The sequence below is a fragment of the Pseudomonas kuykendallii genome, assembly GCF_900106975.1.
In the GTDB taxonomy this organism is placed as follows: Bacteria; Pseudomonadota; Gammaproteobacteria; order Pseudomonadales; family Pseudomonadaceae; genus Pseudomonas_O; species Pseudomonas_O kuykendallii.
In genome coordinates this window covers 487984-504743 of the sequence record NZ_FNNU01000003.1, presented here as the reverse complement: position 1 = coordinate 504743, position 16760 = coordinate 487984, and the positions used below count along the sequence as shown (strand labels likewise).

General features: G+C 62.4%; 9 protein-coding genes and 1 pseudogene. 8 read left to right on the top strand and 2 right to left on the bottom strand.

Annotation, left to right across the window (positions count from 1 at the left end; genetic code table 11):
- The first annotated feature begins 205 nt into the window (after positions 1-205).
- The 8 genes and pseudogenes from fadD2 (at position 206) to BLV15_RS12310 (ending at position 14875) form a co-directional block, all read left to right on the top strand.
- Positions 206-1894, top strand: a complete 1689-nt coding sequence (gene fadD2, locus BLV15_RS12340; RefSeq protein ID WP_090228551.1) for a long-chain-fatty-acid--CoA ligase FadD2 — start codon at positions 206-208, stop codon at positions 1892-1894.
- Positions 1895-2120: 226 nt separating this feature from the next.
- Positions 2121-3809 carry a long-chain-fatty-acid--CoA ligase FadD1 gene (gene fadD1 / locus BLV15_RS12335; protein WP_090228548.1) on the top strand — a complete coding sequence of 563 codons (1689 nt, stop codon included), beginning with the start codon at positions 2121-2123 and terminating at the stop codon, positions 3807-3809.
- 29 nt (positions 3810-3838) lie between these two features.
- Positions 3839-4819, top strand: a pseudogene (locus BLV15_RS22525) (cache domain-containing protein); the annotation flags it as partial.
- Between the two features lie 54 nt (positions 4820-4873).
- The gene (locus tag BLV15_RS22520; protein ID WP_407072474.1) at positions 4874-5677 is read left to right on the top strand and encodes a methyl-accepting chemotaxis protein; all 804 of its coding nucleotides are present in this window, start codon (positions 4874-4876) and stop codon (positions 5675-5677) included.
- A gap of 239 nt (positions 5678-5916) precedes the next feature.
- Complete coding sequence (locus BLV15_RS12325; RefSeq protein ID WP_090228541.1) at positions 5917-6696, top strand: SGNH/GDSL hydrolase family protein; 780 nt, start codon at positions 5917-5919, stop codon at positions 6694-6696.
- A gap of 99 nt (positions 6697-6795) precedes the next feature.
- Positions 6796-10899, top strand: coding sequence for an ATP-dependent RNA helicase HrpA (gene hrpA, locus BLV15_RS12320; RefSeq protein ID WP_090229091.1), 4104 nt, complete (start codon positions 6796-6798; stop codon positions 10897-10899).
- 873 nt (positions 10900-11772) lie between these two features.
- Positions 11773-12681 (top strand): AAA family ATPase, encoded by a 909-nt coding sequence (locus BLV15_RS12315; protein ID WP_245728178.1) that lies wholly within the window; start codon positions 11773-11775, stop codon positions 12679-12681.
- Positions 12674-14875 carry a S8 family peptidase gene (locus BLV15_RS12310; protein WP_090228535.1) on the top strand — a complete coding sequence of 734 codons (2202 nt, stop codon included), beginning with the start codon at positions 12674-12676 and terminating at the stop codon, positions 14873-14875. Before BLV15_RS12315 ends, BLV15_RS12310 begins: the two co-directional genes overlap by 8 nt.
- Positions 14876-14966: 91 nt before the next feature.
- On the opposite strand, the gene BLV15_RS12305 is transcribed toward BLV15_RS12310, so the two are convergent.
- Together BLV15_RS12305 and BLV15_RS12300 are read right to left on the bottom strand one after the other, a co-directional pair.
- Positions 14967-15194: a hypothetical protein gene (locus BLV15_RS12305; RefSeq protein ID WP_090228531.1), complete on the bottom strand. Its 228-nt coding sequence runs from the start codon at positions 15192-15194 to the stop codon at positions 14967-14969.
- 64 nt (positions 15195-15258) lie between these two features.
- A complete protein-coding gene (locus BLV15_RS12300; protein WP_090228528.1) occupies positions 15259-16641 on the bottom strand; it encodes a hypothetical protein in 1383 nt (460 codons plus the stop codon).
- Positions 16642-16760: the final 119 nt, after the last annotated feature.

The following is a 16760-nucleotide window of genomic DNA, read 5'->3' as shown; positions in this document are numbered from 1 at the left end:
GTGGCGGCATTTTGCACGGGACGACCGGCAGCGCAAGCCACCGGTGACCGCTTGAGCATAGCCAGCCCGCGCGGTAGCAGCCTGCGGCAAAGCCGGCAAGATTCACGCGGTCTATGGCGATTTGCGCCGTCCGGCCCACCTGCTAACGTCCGGAAAGGCCCGCACGAGCGGGCGCGCCACGTTCAGGACCAAGGAGACAATAACAATGCAGCCTGATTTCTGGAGCGACAAACGTCCGGCCGGAGTGCCTGCTTCGATCGATCAGACGGCTTACTCGTCCGTCATCGAAGTGTTCGAGCGCTCGTGCAAGCGGTTCGCCGACCGTCCGGCGTTCAGCAACCTCGGCGTCACCCTCAGCTACGCCGAGCTCAATCGCCAGGCCGCCGCCTTCGCCTGCTACCTGCAGAAGCACACCGACCTGCAGCCCGGCGACCGCATCGCCGTGCAGATGCCCAACGTGCTGCAGTACCCGATCGCCGTGTTCGGCGCCCTGCGTGCCGGGCTGGTGGTGGTCAACACCAACCCGCTGTACACCGCCCGCGAGATGCGCCACCAGTTCAAGGACGCCGGCGTGCGCGCGCTGGTCTACCTGAACATGTTCGGCAAGCTGGTCGAGGAGGTGCTGCCCGATACGCAGATCGACTACCTGATCGAGGCGCGCATGGGCGACATGCTGCCGAGCCTCAAGGGGCTGCTGGTCAACACGGTGGTGAAGAAGGTCAAGAAGATGGTCCCGGACTACCATCTGCCGCAGGCGGTGCCGTTCAAGGAGGCGCTGCGCAAGGGCCAGGGTCACGGGCAGAAACCGGTGAACGTCGGTCTCGACGACATCGCCGTGCTGCAGTACACCGGCGGCACCACCGGCGTGGCCAAGGGCGCCATGCTTACCCACGGCAACCTGGTGGCCAACATGCTCCAGGTGGACGCCTGCATGCAGCAGCTCGGCCCGGACGGCAAGCCGCTGATGAAGGTGGGCGAGGAGGTGATGATCGCGCCGCTGCCGCTGTACCACATCTATGCGTTCACCGCGAACTGCATGTGCATGATGCTCAACGGCAACCACAACGTGCTGATCACCAACCCGCGCGACATCGGCGGCTTCATCAAGGAGCTGAAGAAGTGGCGCTTCTCCGCGCTGCTCGGGCTGAACACCCTGTTCGTCGCGCTGATGGACCATCCCGACTTCAAGACCCTGGACTTCTCCAACCTCAAGCTGACCAATTCCGGCGGCACCGCGCTGGTCAAGGCCACCGCCGACCGCTGGAAACAGCTGACCGGCTGCATGGTGGTGGAAGGCTACGGACTCACTGAAACCTCTCCGGTGGCCAGCACCAACCCCTACGGCGACAAGGCGCGGCTGGGCACCGTGGGTATCCCGGTGGTCGGCACCGCGTTCAAGGTGATCGACGACGACGGCAACGAGCTGCCGCTGGGCGAACGCGGCGAGCTGTGCATCAAGGGGCCGCAGGTGATGAAGGGCTACTGGCAGCGCGAGGAGGCGACCGCCGAGGTGCTGGACGCCGAGGGCTGGCTGAAGACCGGCGACATCGCCGTGATCGACCCGGATGGCTACACGCGCATTGTCGACCGCAAGAAGGACCTGATCATCGTCTCCGGCTTCAACGTCTACCCCAACGAGATCGAGGAAGTGGTGATGGCCCATCCGGGCGTCGCCAGCTGCGCCGCCATCGGCGTCGAGGACGAGCGTTCCGGCGAGGCGGTGAAGCTGTTCGTCGTGCCGCGCGAGGGCGGGGTCAGCGTCGAGGAACTCAAGGACTACTGCAAAGCCAACTTCACCGGCTACAAGGTGCCCAAGCACATCGTCCTCAGGGACGCGTTGCCGATGACGCCGGTGGGCAAGATCCTCCGCCGCGAGCTGCGCGACATCGCCTGAGGCGTCTGGAAAGGGCATTTCAGGCAAGGCTGAAAAATATGACCGGATACTTGTATCCGGTCATTTTCGTTACTGACTAGGCAGATGTTGGTGCTGGTGGGCTCCTGGCAAAGCTGCTACGCTCGGCGCGATTTTTTGCCCTCCCCGTGCGGGGCAAGATGCGCAGACACAATAACCAATCGCCTCAAAGGCGATGAGACCAGCTGTTGCTTAGGAGTGGGCTTCCATGATCGAAAACTTCTGGAAGGACAAGTACCCGGCGGGCATCCCTGCTGACATCAATGCCGACCAATACCCGAACATCCAGGCGGTATTGAAAGAGTCCTGCCAACGCTTCGCCGACAAGCCCGCCTTCAGCAACCTCGGCAAGACGATCAGCTACGGCGAGCTGTACGAACTCTCCGGCATCTTCGCCGCCTACCTGCAGAACCATACCGACCTGCAACCCGGTGACCGCATCGCCGTGCAGATGCCCAACGTGCTGCAGTACCCGGTCGCCGTGTTCGGCGCGATGCGTGCCGGCCTGGTGGTGGTCAACACCAACCCGCTGTACACCGCGCGGGAGATGGAACACCAGTTCAACGACTCCGGCGCCAAGGCGCTGGTGTGCCTGGCCAACATGGCCCACCTGGCCGAAGACGTGCTGCCCAAGACCGGCGTGCGCCACGTCATCGTCACCGAGGTCGGCGACCTGCTGCCGCCGCTCAAGCGCCTGCTGGTCAACAGCGTCGTCAAGTACGTGAAGAAGATGGTGCCGGCGTTCAACCTGCCGCAGGCGGTGAAGTTCAACGACGCCCTCGCCAAGGGGCGCGGCAAGGCGCTGCGCGAATCCGCTCCGCAGGGCAACGACGTCGCCGTGCTGCAATACACCGGCGGCACCACCGGCGTGGCCAAGGGCGCGATGCTCACCCACCGCAACATCATCGCCAACATGCTGCAGTGCAAGGTGCTGATGGGCGCCAACCTCAACGAGGGCTGCGAGATCCTCATCGCGCCGCTGCCGCTGTACCACATCTACGCCTTCACCTTTCACTGCATGGCGATGATGCTGATCGGCGGGCACAACATCCTCGTCACCAACCCGCGCGACCTGCCCGGCACGGTGAAGGAACTCGGCAAATGGAAGTTCACCGGCTTCGTCGGCCTGAACACCCTGTTCGTCGCGCTGTGCAACAGCGAAGACTTCCGCCGCCTCGATTTCAGCGCGCTGAAGGCGACCTTCTCCGGCGGCATGGCGCTGCAGCTGGCCACCGCCGAGCGCTGGAGAGAGGTCACCGGCTGTGGCATCTGCGAAGGCTACGGCATGACCGAGACCAGTCCGGTCGCCACGGTCAACCCGTTCCAGCACATCCAGGTCGGCACCATCGGCATCCCGGTGCCCTCGACCCTGTGCAAGGTCATCGACGACGAAGGCAACGACCTGCCGATCGGCTCCATCGGCGAGCTGTGCATCAAGGGCCCGCAGGTGATGAAGGGCTACTGGCAGCGCGAAGAAGCCACCGCCGAGGTGCTCGACGCCAATGGCTGGCTGAAGACCGGCGACATCGCGGTGATCCAGGAAGACGGTTACCTGCGCATCGTCGACCGCAAGAAGGACATGATCATCGTCTCCGGCTTCAACGTGTATCCGAACGAGCTGGAAGACGTGCTCGCCACCCTGCCGGGCGTGCTGCAGTGCGCCGCCATCGGCATCCCGGACGAGAAATCCGGCGAGGCGATCAAGGTCTTCGTGGTGGTCAAGCCGGGCGAGAGCCTGACCAAGGACCAGGTCATGCAGCACATGCACGACAACGTCACCGGCTACAAGCGACCGAAGTCCGTGGAATTCCGCGACGCGCTGCCGACCACCAACGTCGGCAAGATCCTGCGCCGCGAGCTGCGTGACGAAGAGCTGAAGAAGCTCGGCAAGAAGTAAGCGTACCACCGTTCGGAGAAGCCCCGCCCATGCGGGGCTTTTTCGTTGCTGCGCGGCGTCCGGACCTGCGGCAGTCTGGCGCAGATATTTCGCTCGTCGCCCCGCTGCTGCGCGCTTTTTGTCAGAATCACCGCCTCGGTGGCGACGCCGCCCGGCGTCCGTCACGCTCTATAAGGAAATGCTTCATGCTCAGCCTGAGATTGCGCCCCAAAGTGTTGCTGCTGGTCCTGGTGCCCTGCTTTCTGCTTTCCCTGACGCTCGGGGGGTTGTCGGTCTGGGTGCTTCAGGGGGTTGCCGCGCAGCAGGAGGCCGAGGCCCGCACCAGCCTGATCGAGGCCCGGCGTATTGAGATCGAGCATTACGTGCAGGTCGCGCGCAAGGCGATCGCGCCGCTGTACGAGGCCTCCGCGGAAGGCGACCTGGAAGCCCGGGCGCGCGCCGTCGAGCTGCTGCAGAACCTCGGCTATGGCAAGGACGGCTACTACTGGGGGTATGACGAGAGCGCCGTGCGGCTGTTCCAGGGCAGCACCGGCGACAAGATCGGGCAGAGCTTCCAGGACTACCGCGATCCGCAGGGCGTCTACGCGATCCGCGAGCTGGTGCGAGCCGGGCGTGACGGCAGCCATTACGTCGACTACAGCTTCGTCCTCGGCGATGGCACCACCCTGGTGCCGAAGATCGGCTATTCCGAGTACCTGCCGAAGTGGCACATGGTGTTCGGCACCTCGGTCAACCTGGACGGTATCGAGCGGGAAGTTCAGACCATTCGCGCGCACTTCGGCAAACGCATCGACCAGCTGACCTGGCTGATGATCGGCAGCGCCGTGGGCCTGCTGCTGGTGATCGGCGCCGTTGCGATGTACCTCTCCGGCACGCTGCTGCGGCCGCTGCTGCGGATCAAGGCGAGTCTCGACGAGGTGGCCCGCGGCGATGGCGATCTCACCCAGCGGCTGCCGGTGACCGGCGCCGACGAGCTGGGCGAGCTGGCCAGCGCCTTCAATCGCTTCGTCGAGAAGATCCAGGCGCTGGTGCGCCAGGTCAGCAATACGTCCTCCGAGCTGTCGATGCTGGTGGAGGCCGTGGCCAGCCAGGCGCATCGCTCGGAACAGGCGATGGATCGCCAGCGCCAGGAGACCGATCAGGTCGCCACGGCGATCAACGAGATGTCCGCGGCTGCCCAGGAAGTCGCCAGCAGCGCGCAGCGCGCCTCGGAAGCGGCGCAGGAAACCGACGAGCAGGGACGCAAGGCGCGCGAGGTGGTGGAGCAGAGCATCGTGCAGATCCACAGCCTGGTGGAGGACGTGCACGCCAGCGGCGCCGTGATCGACGGTCTGCACGGCGACGTGCAGGGCATCGTCGGGGTACTCGAAGTGATCCGCTCGATCGCCGACCAGACCAACCTGCTGGCGCTCAACGCGGCCATCGAAGCCGCCCGCGCCGGCGAGGCCGGGCGCGGGTTCGCCGTGGTCGCCGACGAGGTGCGCGCGCTGGCCAGCCGCACCCAGCAGAGCACCGGCGAGATCCAGGCGATGATCAACCGCCTGCAGAGCGCCACCGCCCAGTCGCTGACCGCCATGCAGCGCAGCGGCGAGAAGGGCCAGGCCACCAGCAGCCAGGCCAACCAGACCGGGCTTTCGCTGGAGGCCATCACCACGCTGGTCGGCACCATCAACCTGATGAACGCGCAGATCGCCTCCGCCGCCGAAGAGCAGACGGCGGTGGCCGAGGAGATCAACCGCAGCGTTCACCAGATCGCTTCGGCGGTGGACAGCGTCGCCTCGGACGCGGCCCAGAGCGCGCGCACCGCCGCCGAGCTGAACGCGCTCAGCGGTCGGTTGCAGGCGCTGGTGCAACAGTTCCGCGTGTGAGTCCCGGCGCCCCGCGCAACGCGGGGCGCCAGCAGCTTCCGGGCGTGAAGGCGCCGCCGTTCACGCCGCTTCGCTTGCCTGTCCCTGAGCGTTCCACCGTTGCCGGAGGGCTTCTACCTCTCGTCGCCGAACCCTCGGAATTGAGCGTTTTTTGCACAGATATCGCATATAAGCGTGCTGTCACATGGGCGCGTCAGAATCTCCACGCCCGTTCTCTTCACGTTCACCGAGTGATCTCCATGCGAACTCAGCTGCGCCAGCTCTTCCTGACGTCCTTTCTTTTCGTCACCGCCGTTTTCGGCCAGGCCCAGGCCGGGGAGCCGCTGCAGGTGCTCTTCGTCGGCAACAGCTACACCTTCTACAACCAGCTGCCGCTGATGGTCCGGCAGATGTCGGTCGAGGCCAGGCAGCCGCGCGCGTTGGAGGTCAAGGACGTCACCGTCGCCGGTTCCAGCCTGAAGCAGCACTGGGCCCGCGGCGAGGTGCAGAAGGTGCTCGCCAGCCAGCACTGGGATTACGTGGTGATCCAGGATTTCAGCCTGATGCCGCTGCAGGACGCCGAATCCACCCGCAAGTACGCCGGCCTGGTCGCCCAGGCCGCGCGCCAGGCCGGCGCCCAGCCGATCTTCTACCTGACTTGGGCGCGGCAGAACGACCCCTCGATGCAGTCCACGCTGGACGCCGTCTACACCCAGGTGGCGAAGGAAAACCACGGCCTGCTGGCGCCGGTCGGCGATGCCTGGAAAGTCGCCCTGGCCAGCCAGCCGCAGCCGACGCTGTTCATCGCCGACGGTAGCCATCCGACCTACACCGGCTCCTACCTCGCCGCCTCGGTGTTCTACTCGCTGATCTACGGCAACCCGCCGCCGGCGCCGCAGGCCGCGCAGAGCAGCCGTTTCGAGCATGCCACCGCCGCCGAGCTGCAGCAGGACGCCTGGGCCGCGCTGCAATCGGTGGACATCGCCCTGCGCACGGTGCCCGCCGGGCTCGGCGGCGCGACGGTGCAGGCGACGCGCTGAATCGCGCGCCCGGGATCGGCATGCCGGTCCCGTGTTCGTTGCGGGGTGCGGAAATCTGCGACAATCCGCCCTCCGCCGTAGATGCCAGCCAAGCGCCTGATGACCGATTCGAACGCCACCGCCGATGCCCTGCTGAAAAACCTCGACCAGACCCTGATCGCCGACCGTCACCGCCTGCGCCGGCAGTTGCACGAGCTGCGCAAGAACGCCGGGGGCGACGACGCCAGGCTGGCGCAGTGGATCGAGCGTTTCCAGGCGTCGGTGGCCAAGGTCGAGGCCCGGCGCGCCAGCGTGCCGACCATGCGCTACGACGACCAGTTGCCGATCGCCGCCAAGCGCGACGAGATCAAGGCGGCGCTACAGAAGCACCAGGTGCTGGTGATCGCCGGCGAAACCGGCTCGGGCAAGACCACCCAGTTGCCGAAGATCTGCCTGGAGATCGGCCGGGGCGTGCACGGCCTGATCGGCCATACCCAGCCGCGCCGCCTGGCCGCGCGTAGCGTCGCCACGCGGGTCGCCGAGGAGATCGGCACGCCGCTCGGTGAGCGGGTCGGCTACCAGGTGCGCTTCGAGGACCAGAGCACGGACGGCACGCTGATCAAGCTGATGACCGACGGCATCCTGCTCGCCGAAACCCAGCACGACCGCTACCTGGAGAAGTACGACACGATCATCGTCGACGAGGCCCACGAGCGTTCGCTGAACATCGACTTCCTCCTCGGCTACCTGAAGATCCTGCTGCCGCGGCGCCCGGACCTGAAGGTGATCATCACCTCGGCGACCATCGACCTCGAGCGCTTCAGCCAGCACTTCAATGGCGCGCCCATCGTCGAAGTGTCCGGGCGCACCTATCCGGTGGAAACCTGGTACCGGCCGCTCGCCGCCGAGAACGACGAGGACGGCAACCGCGTCGAGGATGACCTCTCGGTGGACCAGGGCATCCTCGCCGCGCTGGACGAGATCGCCGCGCACGAGAAGAACGTCGGCAAGCGCCCCGGCGATGTGCTGGTGTTTCTCCCCGGCGAGCGGGAAATCCGCGATGCCGCCGAGATGCTGCGCAAGGCCAACCTGCGCCTCACCGAGGTGCTGCCGCTGTACGCGCGACTGACCCCCGCCGAGCAGCAGAAGATTTTCAAGCCGGCGGCCGGGCGCAAGATCGTGCTCGCCACCAACGTCGCGGAAACCTCGCTCACCGTGCCCGGCATCCGCTACGTGATCGACTCCGGCACCGCGCGCATCAGCCGCTACAGCTACCGTGCCAAGGTCCAGCGCCTGCCCATCGAGGCGGTCTCGCAGGCCAGCGCCAACCAGCGCAAGGGCCGCTGCGGACGGGTCGAACCGGGCATCTGCGTGCGCCTGTACAGCGAGGAGGATTTCCTCGCCCGGCCGGCGTTCACCGATCCGGAGATCCTGCGTACCAACCTCGCCGCGGTGATCCTGCAGATGCTTCATCTGCGCCTCGGCCAGATCGAGGATTTCCCCTTCATCGAGCCGCCGGACGGCAAGGCCATCAGCGACGGTTTCAACCTGTTGCAGGAGCTTTCCGCAGTCAGCCGTGAGAACCAGCTGACCCCGCTCGGCCGCCAGTTGGCGCGCCTGCCGGTGGACCCGCGCCTGGGCCGCATGCTGCTGGAAGCCGCGCAGCAGGGCAGCCTGGAAGAAGTGCTGATCGTCGCCAGCGCGCTGTCCGTGCAGGACGTGCGCGAGCGTCCGGCCGACCGCCAGCAGGCCGCCGACCAAGCGCACGCGCAGTGGAAGGACGTGGATTCCGATTTCGCCGCGCTGATCAACCTCTGGCGCGGCTTCGAGGAAAAACGCCAGGAGCTGGGCGCCAACCCGCTGCGCACCTGGTGCCGGAAGAACTTCCTCAACTACCTGCGCCTGCGCGAGTGGCGCGACGCCCATCGCCAACTGACGCTGATCTGCCGCGAGCTGCAGCTGTCACCCGATGGGTATCGCTCCGCTCAACGCCATCCCACGAAAAACGTGCCGCAATCCGCCCCACCCGCAGGAGGGATCGAGCGAAGCGATACCCATGCCGCCGCCTTGTCCTCCGGCAACGTCGCGCCGACGCCGACCACCGACACCAGGGTCAACGTCGTCGCCCGCCAGCAGGCCGAAGCCAGCGAGGCCGCGCAGCGCGCGCGCAGCTACGCCGCCGTGCACAAGGCGATCCTTTCCGGCCTGCTCAGCCAGGTCGGCCAGAAGACCGAGGACGGCGACTACCTGGGCGCACGCCAGCGGCGCTTCTGGGTGCACCCTTCCAGCGTGATCGGGCGCAAGAAGCCGAACTGGATCATGGCCGCCGAGCTGGTGGAAACCACCAAGCTGTTCGCCCGCATGGTGGCGAAGATCGAGCCGGACTGGATCGAGCCGCTGGCCGCGCACCTGATCAAGACCAACCACTTCGAGCCGCACTGGGAGAAGAAGCGCGGCCAGGTGGTGGCCTACGAGCAGGTCACCCTCTACGGCATGATCGTGGTCGGCCGCAGGCCGGTGCATTACGGCCCCATCGACCCGCCGGTGGCGCGCGAGTTGTTCATCCGCGAGGGTCTGGTGCGCGGCGAGATCAACAGCCGCGCGCGCTGTCTGTCGGCGAACCGAGAACTGCTCGAACGCCTCGACGAACTCGAAGCCAAGGCGCGCCGCCGCGACATCCTCGCCGACGAGGAAACCCTGTTCGGCTACTACGACGCGCGTATCCCGCAGGACATCTACCAGGCCGCCAGTTTCGAGAACTGGTACAAGCGCGAGAGCGCGAAGAATGCCGGGTTGCTGATCATGCGCGAGGAAGACGTGCTCGCCCGCGAGGCCAGCGAGGTCACCGCCGCGCAGTACCCGGACAGCCTGCACATCGGCGAGCTGGAGCTGTCGCTGGAATACCACTTCGAGCCCAATCACCCGCGCGACGGCGTGACCCTGCGCGTGCCGGCGCCGCTGCTGCCGCAACTGCGCAGCGAACGCCTCGACTGGCTGGTTCCCGGCCTGCTGGAAGCCAAGGCGGTGGCGCTGGTGCGCAACCTGCCCAAGGCGATCCGCAAGAACTTCGTGCCGGTGCCGGACTTCGTCAGGGCGGCGCTGGCCAAGGTCGCCTTCGCCGAGGGCTCGCTGCCCGAATCCCTCGGCCGCGAGCTGCAACGCATGACCGGCGCGCGGGTGAGCGAGGACGCCTGGGCGGAAGCCGCGGCGCAGCTCGACGGCCACCTGAAGATGAACATCGAAGTGGTCGATGCGCGCGGCAAGTTCCTCGGCGAAGGCCGCGACCTGGCCGAGCTCACCGCGCGTTTCGCCGAGGCCAGCCAGGCCGCCCTGGCGATCCCGCAGACACAGAAGCAACAGGGCCCCGTGGAAGCCAGGGCATTCGCCGAAGTCGCCGAGAAAACCCAGCAGAAGGTCGCCGGACTGTCGATGACCGTCTACCCGGCGCTGGTGGAGGAGGGTGGCACCGTCAAGGAAGGCCGCTTCCCGACCCAGGCCGAGGCCGAATACCAGCACCGCCGCGCGCTGCAACGGCTGCTGCTTCAGCAACTCGCCGAGCCCGCCAAGTTCCTGCGCAACAAATTGCCGGGGCTGACCGAACTGGGCCTGCTCTACCGCGAAATGGGCCGGGTCGATGCGCTGGTCGAGGACATCCTGCTCGCCAGCCTAGACAGCTGCGTGCTCGACGGCGAAGCCACGCTCCCGCGCGACGGCGCCGCCCTGGCCGCCCTGGCCGAGAAGAAGCGCGGCGCCTGGACCGAACACGCCGAGCGCCTGGCCAAGCTCGTGCTGGACATCCTCAAGCTCTGGCACGGCCTGCAGAAACGCTTCAAGGGCAAGATCGACCTGGCCCAGGCCGTGGCGCTGAACGACATCAAGGCGCAGCTCGGCCGGCTCATCTACCCCGGCTTCGTCCGCGAAACCCCGGCCGAATGGCTGCGCGAATACCCGCGCTACCTCAAGGCCGTGGAACAGCGCTTCGAGAAGATCGGCGCGCAACTGCAACGCGACCGCGTGTGGTCTGGCGAACTTGCCGGCTACTGGGACCAGTACCAGACCCGCCTGGCCAAGCACGCCCAGGAAGGCAAGCGCGACGCCAACCTGCAGCTGTACCGCTGGATGCTGGAGGAATACCGCGTATCCCTGTTCGCCCAGCAGTTGGGCACGCGGGTGGCGGTCTCGGACAAGCGGCTGAGCAAGCAGTGGGCGGCGGTGGAGGGCTGAGGGTGTTGCTTTCGTAGGGTGGACAACGCTTTGTTTGTCCACCGGGTTTTGCCGGTGGGGCTGTCGAATGTCCGGCCTTCCAGTTGCTTCGGACGTTTGATCTTGCTGGTGGAAAACGCTTCGCTGTTTTCCACCCCACTCGTTTACCGAGTACGGCAGATGACGCTCGTTTCGTTCGCAAGGTGCCGACACGGTGGACGGGTGAGGTGTCGTCCACCCTACTTGCTGCTGCGCGAGAACACCTGCGATGAGTGCAGCTATCTGGCACGGATGCGGTGAACTCCCATGCCTAGCAGGCAGCGATATTCCGCATAGCGCTCAGCGTGGCCCTCAGAGGTCGATGTGTCCGAGAACTGCTTGCTGCCGCAGCGATACCCGCTTACGACTTATGGCTTCCCCTCCTTTGTATCTCTTCGTGCCAAAGCCAAGCACAAGGAAGCCACCGCGCCGCCTCTGGCCGATAGCCCATGCGCAGTGTGCAGACTCCTTAGCGCTCCGTAGGTACATAGTGCCCCCACTCTCCGCTTGGGATGACCGCTCAGTGGCCGATCGAGCAAACTCTAGAAAGGAGCGGCATGTCTCGTCACTCCTTCTCCCTAGAGATGGGAGTGGAAAGCTTGGTAAATTAGTGGTAAATTTTTAATAGTAAATTTACCGATCTGCCAGGATGCAGAAATAAGTGGGCTTATTATGGTAACGCTAGCCGAAAAAGACCTTGAGTCTCTTTACCAGCAAGGGGTTAGAGGCAACGCCGCAGCCTTTGCTCTCATAGGCCGTCAGATCGTAAGCAAGCTCAAGAAGACGCAGCCAGAACTTGCCTCTCGCCTAGCCGAGCTCCTCGCATCCGATAGTGGGCTGCGAGGAGCTCCACGCTTGGCGGCCCCGGTAGATCCAGACTCTCGACGCAGCCTTTTAAAAGAAGGCGTAGGCGCCTTCATTGAATTCGAGCCCAAGTGGGAAATCGCCGTCGAGCAGCAGCTGCTAGAGATCATTCAAGAGCGAAAAAGCCACAAAGAGCTCTTAACCGCAGGACTGGAGCCGATTCGCTCCATGATCTTTACCGGCCCACCAGGAGTCGGCAAAACACTGGCTGCACACTGGATTGCCAGCAAGCTCCAGCTCCCAATTTTTACTCTGGACCTTGCATCGGTAATGTCCAGCTTGCTGGGTAAGACCGGCACGAATATCAAGGCCGTAATCGAGCATGCCAAGAGCCTTCCTTGCATTCTGTTCTTGGACGAATTTGATGCGATCGCCAAAAGACGAGACGACGAGAAAGACGTAGGGGAGCTCAAGCGGCTGGTTAACGTTCTGCTGCAAGCCATCGATGAGTGGCCATCCACCTCCATCTTGATCGCTGCAACAAACCATCCAGACATACTGGATCCGGCTGCATGGCGGCGATTTGAAGCGACGGTTCGCTTTGAGAACCCTCCCATCCAGTTAATTGAGGGGCTTCTAACCGAAGCAGAGGTATCTCCCCAAATCGCCCAGCAACTGGCTACCCACCTGCAGGGAAGTTCGTTCTCGGACATAAACAGAATCGTCCTCACGGCAAGAAAACGGGCAGTTCTGGAGCAGCGCTCACTTAACGACACCATCATCGATATCTCGCTCAAGAACCTCGCTTCTGGAAAGTCGGCTCATAGCACCAGAGATATGAGGATTATTCAGCTCTCCTTGCAGGGTTTATCCCAGCGAAAAATCGCAAGCGAGCTGAATGTTTCCCACCCAACTGTTGGAAAAGTCATAAAGGAATTCAAGGAGGGTACGAATGGCTGAGAGGAACCTGCTTTTAGGGAAAGGGGAAGCGCTGGCAACCGCCAAAGAGATCAAGCGTAATTCTGGGCCAAAGAAATACCCGTACACGCTTGAGGAGATCCGTGCCGAGATTTCCTCATCTCTGGAGCAGGTTCAACTCTCTCTCTCAGCTCTTCCGAAAGCAGCCAAGCCACGCGGGGAAGGTGTTTTTGAGCTGACGCTGCATCCTGCTTTTCTGGCCAAATCCTACTTCCCCAAGCGCATCCTCAAAAAAGCAGGGCTGCGCGATGTAGGGAGCAAAGAGACTTCGATTGTTCCGAGGCAAGTTACGGATATCCGAGATGCCGGAAAGCTCCAAGCCACAGCGACCTTGTTTATCGCAGGCACCGAAAGCGCCGTTGCCAACCTTCGTGGTCTGCTCAAATCGAGCGACATCCCCGCCACACTGGAAAAAGAGCTCAAGGAGATCGAGTCGATCCGCTGGATCCAAAACGACAACAAGATTCGGGGCCCGCTTCCACAGGGAGACGGCCCGCACGCCTTCGAAGTTGCCCTGCATGCAGGGTCCGATGAAGAAGACATCGTTGCCTCTTTCTCTGACTTTGTGAAAGTAAATTCGGGCAAAGCTGACCTGAAGCGGCGGATCAAGGTTGGGGGGCTAACTTTCATCCCGGTATACGCGTCGTCGGAAGCTATGGTGGCAATCGCCAGTCATACGTTCCTGCGCGTAGCTCGACCTATGCCCGAGCTGCGAATCGCACATCCCAGCCTTGCTCGCTCAACGCTAGCCAACTACAGCACGATGCTGCCCAGTCACGCCGCAATTGCCCCAGACAAAGCTGCAGCAATCTTTGATGGCGGCCTGGGGACAACGGACCTCGCCGTCTGGGCGACTGAGTACTACTACGAGGACACTGGTGATACAAACGGCCAGCTACTTATGCATGGCAACGAAGTCACATCGACCTTTCTGTTTGGCAGGCTTGCCTCAGAAGTTGACGAGCTCAAACGCCCCTACATGAATGTCCACCACTATCGTGTGCTCTCGCCTATCTCTGGCCGTGACCCAGACCTCTTCGACGTACTGATCAAGATCCGGGATGCACTCGACTCTGGAGAATACAAGTTCGCCAACCTGAGCCTTGGCCCGCGAATACCGATTAATGACGAAGAGGTGCACGCCTGGACTGCAACACTTGACCAGGTTTGCTCGCGTCACGGCATCCTGGCCACCGTCGCAGTCGGCAATGATGGCGACGTAGAAGGAGCGAGCAGGATTCAGCCACCAGGGGACATGGTCAACGCGCTGGCGATTGGCGCTGCAGATACCAGTGGTACGAAATGGAAGCGTGCTGAATACAGCTGCGTAGGCCCCGGAAGAAGCCCGGGCTACGTAAAGCCCGACGGCGTTGCTTTTGGCGGCTCCAATGTTGAACCCTTTAAGGTGTTTAACCCTATTCTCGGGAGCACCGTCGGCGTCCAAGGGACCAGTTACTCCGCACCGCTGATACTGAGAACTGCGGCTGGCGTTGCTTGCTCTACGTCCTATGAGATGACGGCGATCGCCCTGAAAGCCCTGCTCGTCCATCATGCCGAGCACAAGCGCGCAATCAGCCGTAACGAGGTGGGCTGGGGCCGCTTCAAAGAGGACGCGATGACTCTTCTTGAATGTCCGGACGGTAGCGCCACCATCATCTTTCAGGGTCAACTTGAGAAAGGTCAGTACCTGCGCTGCCCGATTCCCTTCCCAGACATCCCCATCACCGGCAAAGCGCAGATCAAAGCCACGTTCTGCATCCAGGCGCACACCGATCCAGAGCACGCGATCAACTACACCCGCTCAGGGATGGGCGTAGTTTTCCGCCCCAAGGCGGGCGCAGGCATCGAGACAAGCAAAGACTTCTTTGCTCGTAGCTCCCAGTACAAGATGACTGAGAGACAGTTTCGAGATGACGCCCATAAATGGGAAACCTGCCTGCATCGTGATCGGAGCTTTGATGGCGAAGATTCTCTGGTTGGTCCGGTTTTCGACATTGAATACCACGCACGCGAAAGCAGCCGGGGCGTCTCTCCGGGCTCGGCACCAGACGTCAATTACGCGTTGATTGTGACCGTGCAAGCTGACGATATCCCGGACATCTACAACTTGATCAGACAGAGGTATCAGATCCTCCAGCCTGTCGAAGTAACTGTAGAAACCACAATTAACACATAGAAATGACTGCCAGAAACCTTAAGGCGAGGACTCTGATAAAAGCGACTCAATACGACATCGATTCTCTCAAGATCGCGTACTGCGATCCCGTTTATCCTTTGGCAGAGACGGTGGCGCGCGACTCAACGAACTGCAGGAGTGGGGCGGCCAGGCCAAGGAGGGCCAGGCCGAAGAACGCACCCTGCAGCGTCTGGCCAGCCCAGGTGGCGCGAATCAGGAGGTAACCAGCAGCGATGGCCGGGACGCCCAGGGCTGAGAGGGCGAAGAGCCCGACCATGCCGGCGATCAGCAATAGTGCACCGATTGCGACTTGAAGCATGGTGGACTCTCCCGAAAATGAAGAGCTCACATTACCAGTGGGTCCAAGGGGGCGCGAGGGCTTCTTAGAACAGCTCGTTGTCGTCCGGCTGAGGTGGCAACTCCTCGACTTCGATGTGTGTGTACGACTGGGTGGGGAGCCAGTTGGGCAGTCGACTTCTCATTAGCCCGTCGTCAGGCATGAAGTGATGAGCCGCATCCGGCAGCATCTCCATGGGTAAGGGATGAACGGCCCGGGGATTGTGGAAAACCTCGAGTCCTTCAGACCATGTTTCTACCATTGCATCCTCCGACACGTAGTGTGCGTACTCAGTAATGTGCGGATTACCATTCTCGGTTTTGCAAACTGTGCCAAAGCGAAACAGCCTGACACGGTCGGAGCCGAAGCTAGCTTGCAGGCCGATTCTATTAAACTTGGAAATGGTAGCGCTGGAGTTGAATATTACAGCGCTGATGTATTCAGCTCCTTCGAAACTGAAGAAATTTGAGTTAATAGTTTTGTTGCCCCACTGATGAGTCTCCACGCGCTCGACCTTTGGGTTTTCCATGCTCCAATCATCAGCTTGCCGGTAGCCATACAAGTAGATTGGTAGTGCATCCCGGGTCATGGTCATCGCTGTTGGGGACTGAAAATCCTGTATCGCAAGAATGAATGGCTTGCCTTGTACATTCTCCCGCTCCCAGTAGCGCTTCCTGAGCTTCTCGGTAAGCGGGCCAGCGAACTTGATAGGGAAGTAGTCACGGATAGCTGCTTCCATCTCTTCTTCCGCCTCGATTGGCGGAGGAGGAAGAATTTTACCTTTCTTGTCGCGGGAAGGGTTGACGGTGGTGGCTTCCGCACAGAACTCGCCACGTAACCCAGAACAGGAAAAGTCAGGGATTGCGCTGGACTTATCAATAATGAAACCGGCCTCAGTAAACAAGGAGAATAGGTATAGCTCCCAGATTCGAGAGTCAAACCCAGTGGTCTGGAATTGTTCGACGAAGTTTCCATCGGCGTCCTCGTGCCAGCGCATCATCGGTTCGATGATTTCCTTTGCTGGCGAGAATCCTTCGAGACTAGTTAGGTTCAGAAACGATTGGTGAAGCGGCTGCTTGGTTTTCTTTAGCGGCGTAAAGAAGTCTACGGGCTTTTTGTCGTTGTCGCCTTGCTTCCGGTGCTGCTCGAGGATTGGGATTATTTCCTCGATTTTTGCTCTGAGAGCCGCCCTAGCCTGGATTTTTGATTTAAAGAATTCAGTTGCGTTGATCCAGCGATATCGTTCTTTTTCGTCGCGCCCCAAAATGATTCCAGCGAACTCGCTGTCAGGTCTGTCCCTGATAATTGTCGCAACAATGCGTGAGTCGTCCGCCTCGAACCAAAGAATTTCCTCCGCGATAGCCAGCGCCTGGGGGCTCCTGCAGTACGCTGCAAAGGCATTGAATCGTTGGTTTGAGATAGGGCGCACGACAACCTCCTGCAGGTGCAACAGATCAGGAGAGGATCGTAAGCAGTAGCCAACCTAAGGAGAAGTGCTAAATCGGTCCAGACGCTGCTTCAGTTGCCTGAACTGGCCCTAGATTAGCC

Excerpts from the sequence above, each read along its gene's own strand:
- fadD2 (WP_090228551.1), top strand. The coding sequence starts at position 206 with ATGCAGCCTGATTTCTGGAGCGACAAACGTCCGGCCGGAGTGCCTGCT.
- fadD1 (WP_090228548.1), top strand. The coding sequence starts at position 2,121 with ATGATCGAAAACTTCTGGAAGGACAAGTACCCGGCGGGCATCCCTGCT.
- BLV15_RS22520 (WP_407072474.1), top strand. The coding sequence starts at position 4,874 with ATGCTGGTGGAGGCCGTGGCCAGCCAGGCGCATCGCTCGGAACAGGCG.
- BLV15_RS12325 (WP_090228541.1), top strand. The coding sequence starts at position 5,917 with ATGCGAACTCAGCTGCGCCAGCTCTTCCTGACGTCCTTTCTTTTCGTC.
- hrpA (WP_090229091.1), top strand. The coding sequence starts at position 6,796 with ATGACCGATTCGAACGCCACCGCCGATGCCCTGCTGAAAAACCTCGAC.
- BLV15_RS12310 (WP_090228535.1), top strand. The coding sequence starts at position 12,674 with ATGGCTGAGAGGAACCTGCTTTTAGGGAAAGGGGAAGCGCTGGCAACC.
- BLV15_RS12305 (WP_090228531.1), bottom strand. The coding sequence starts at position 15,194 with ATGCTTCAAGTCGCAATCGGTGCACTATTGCTGATCGCCGGCATGGTC.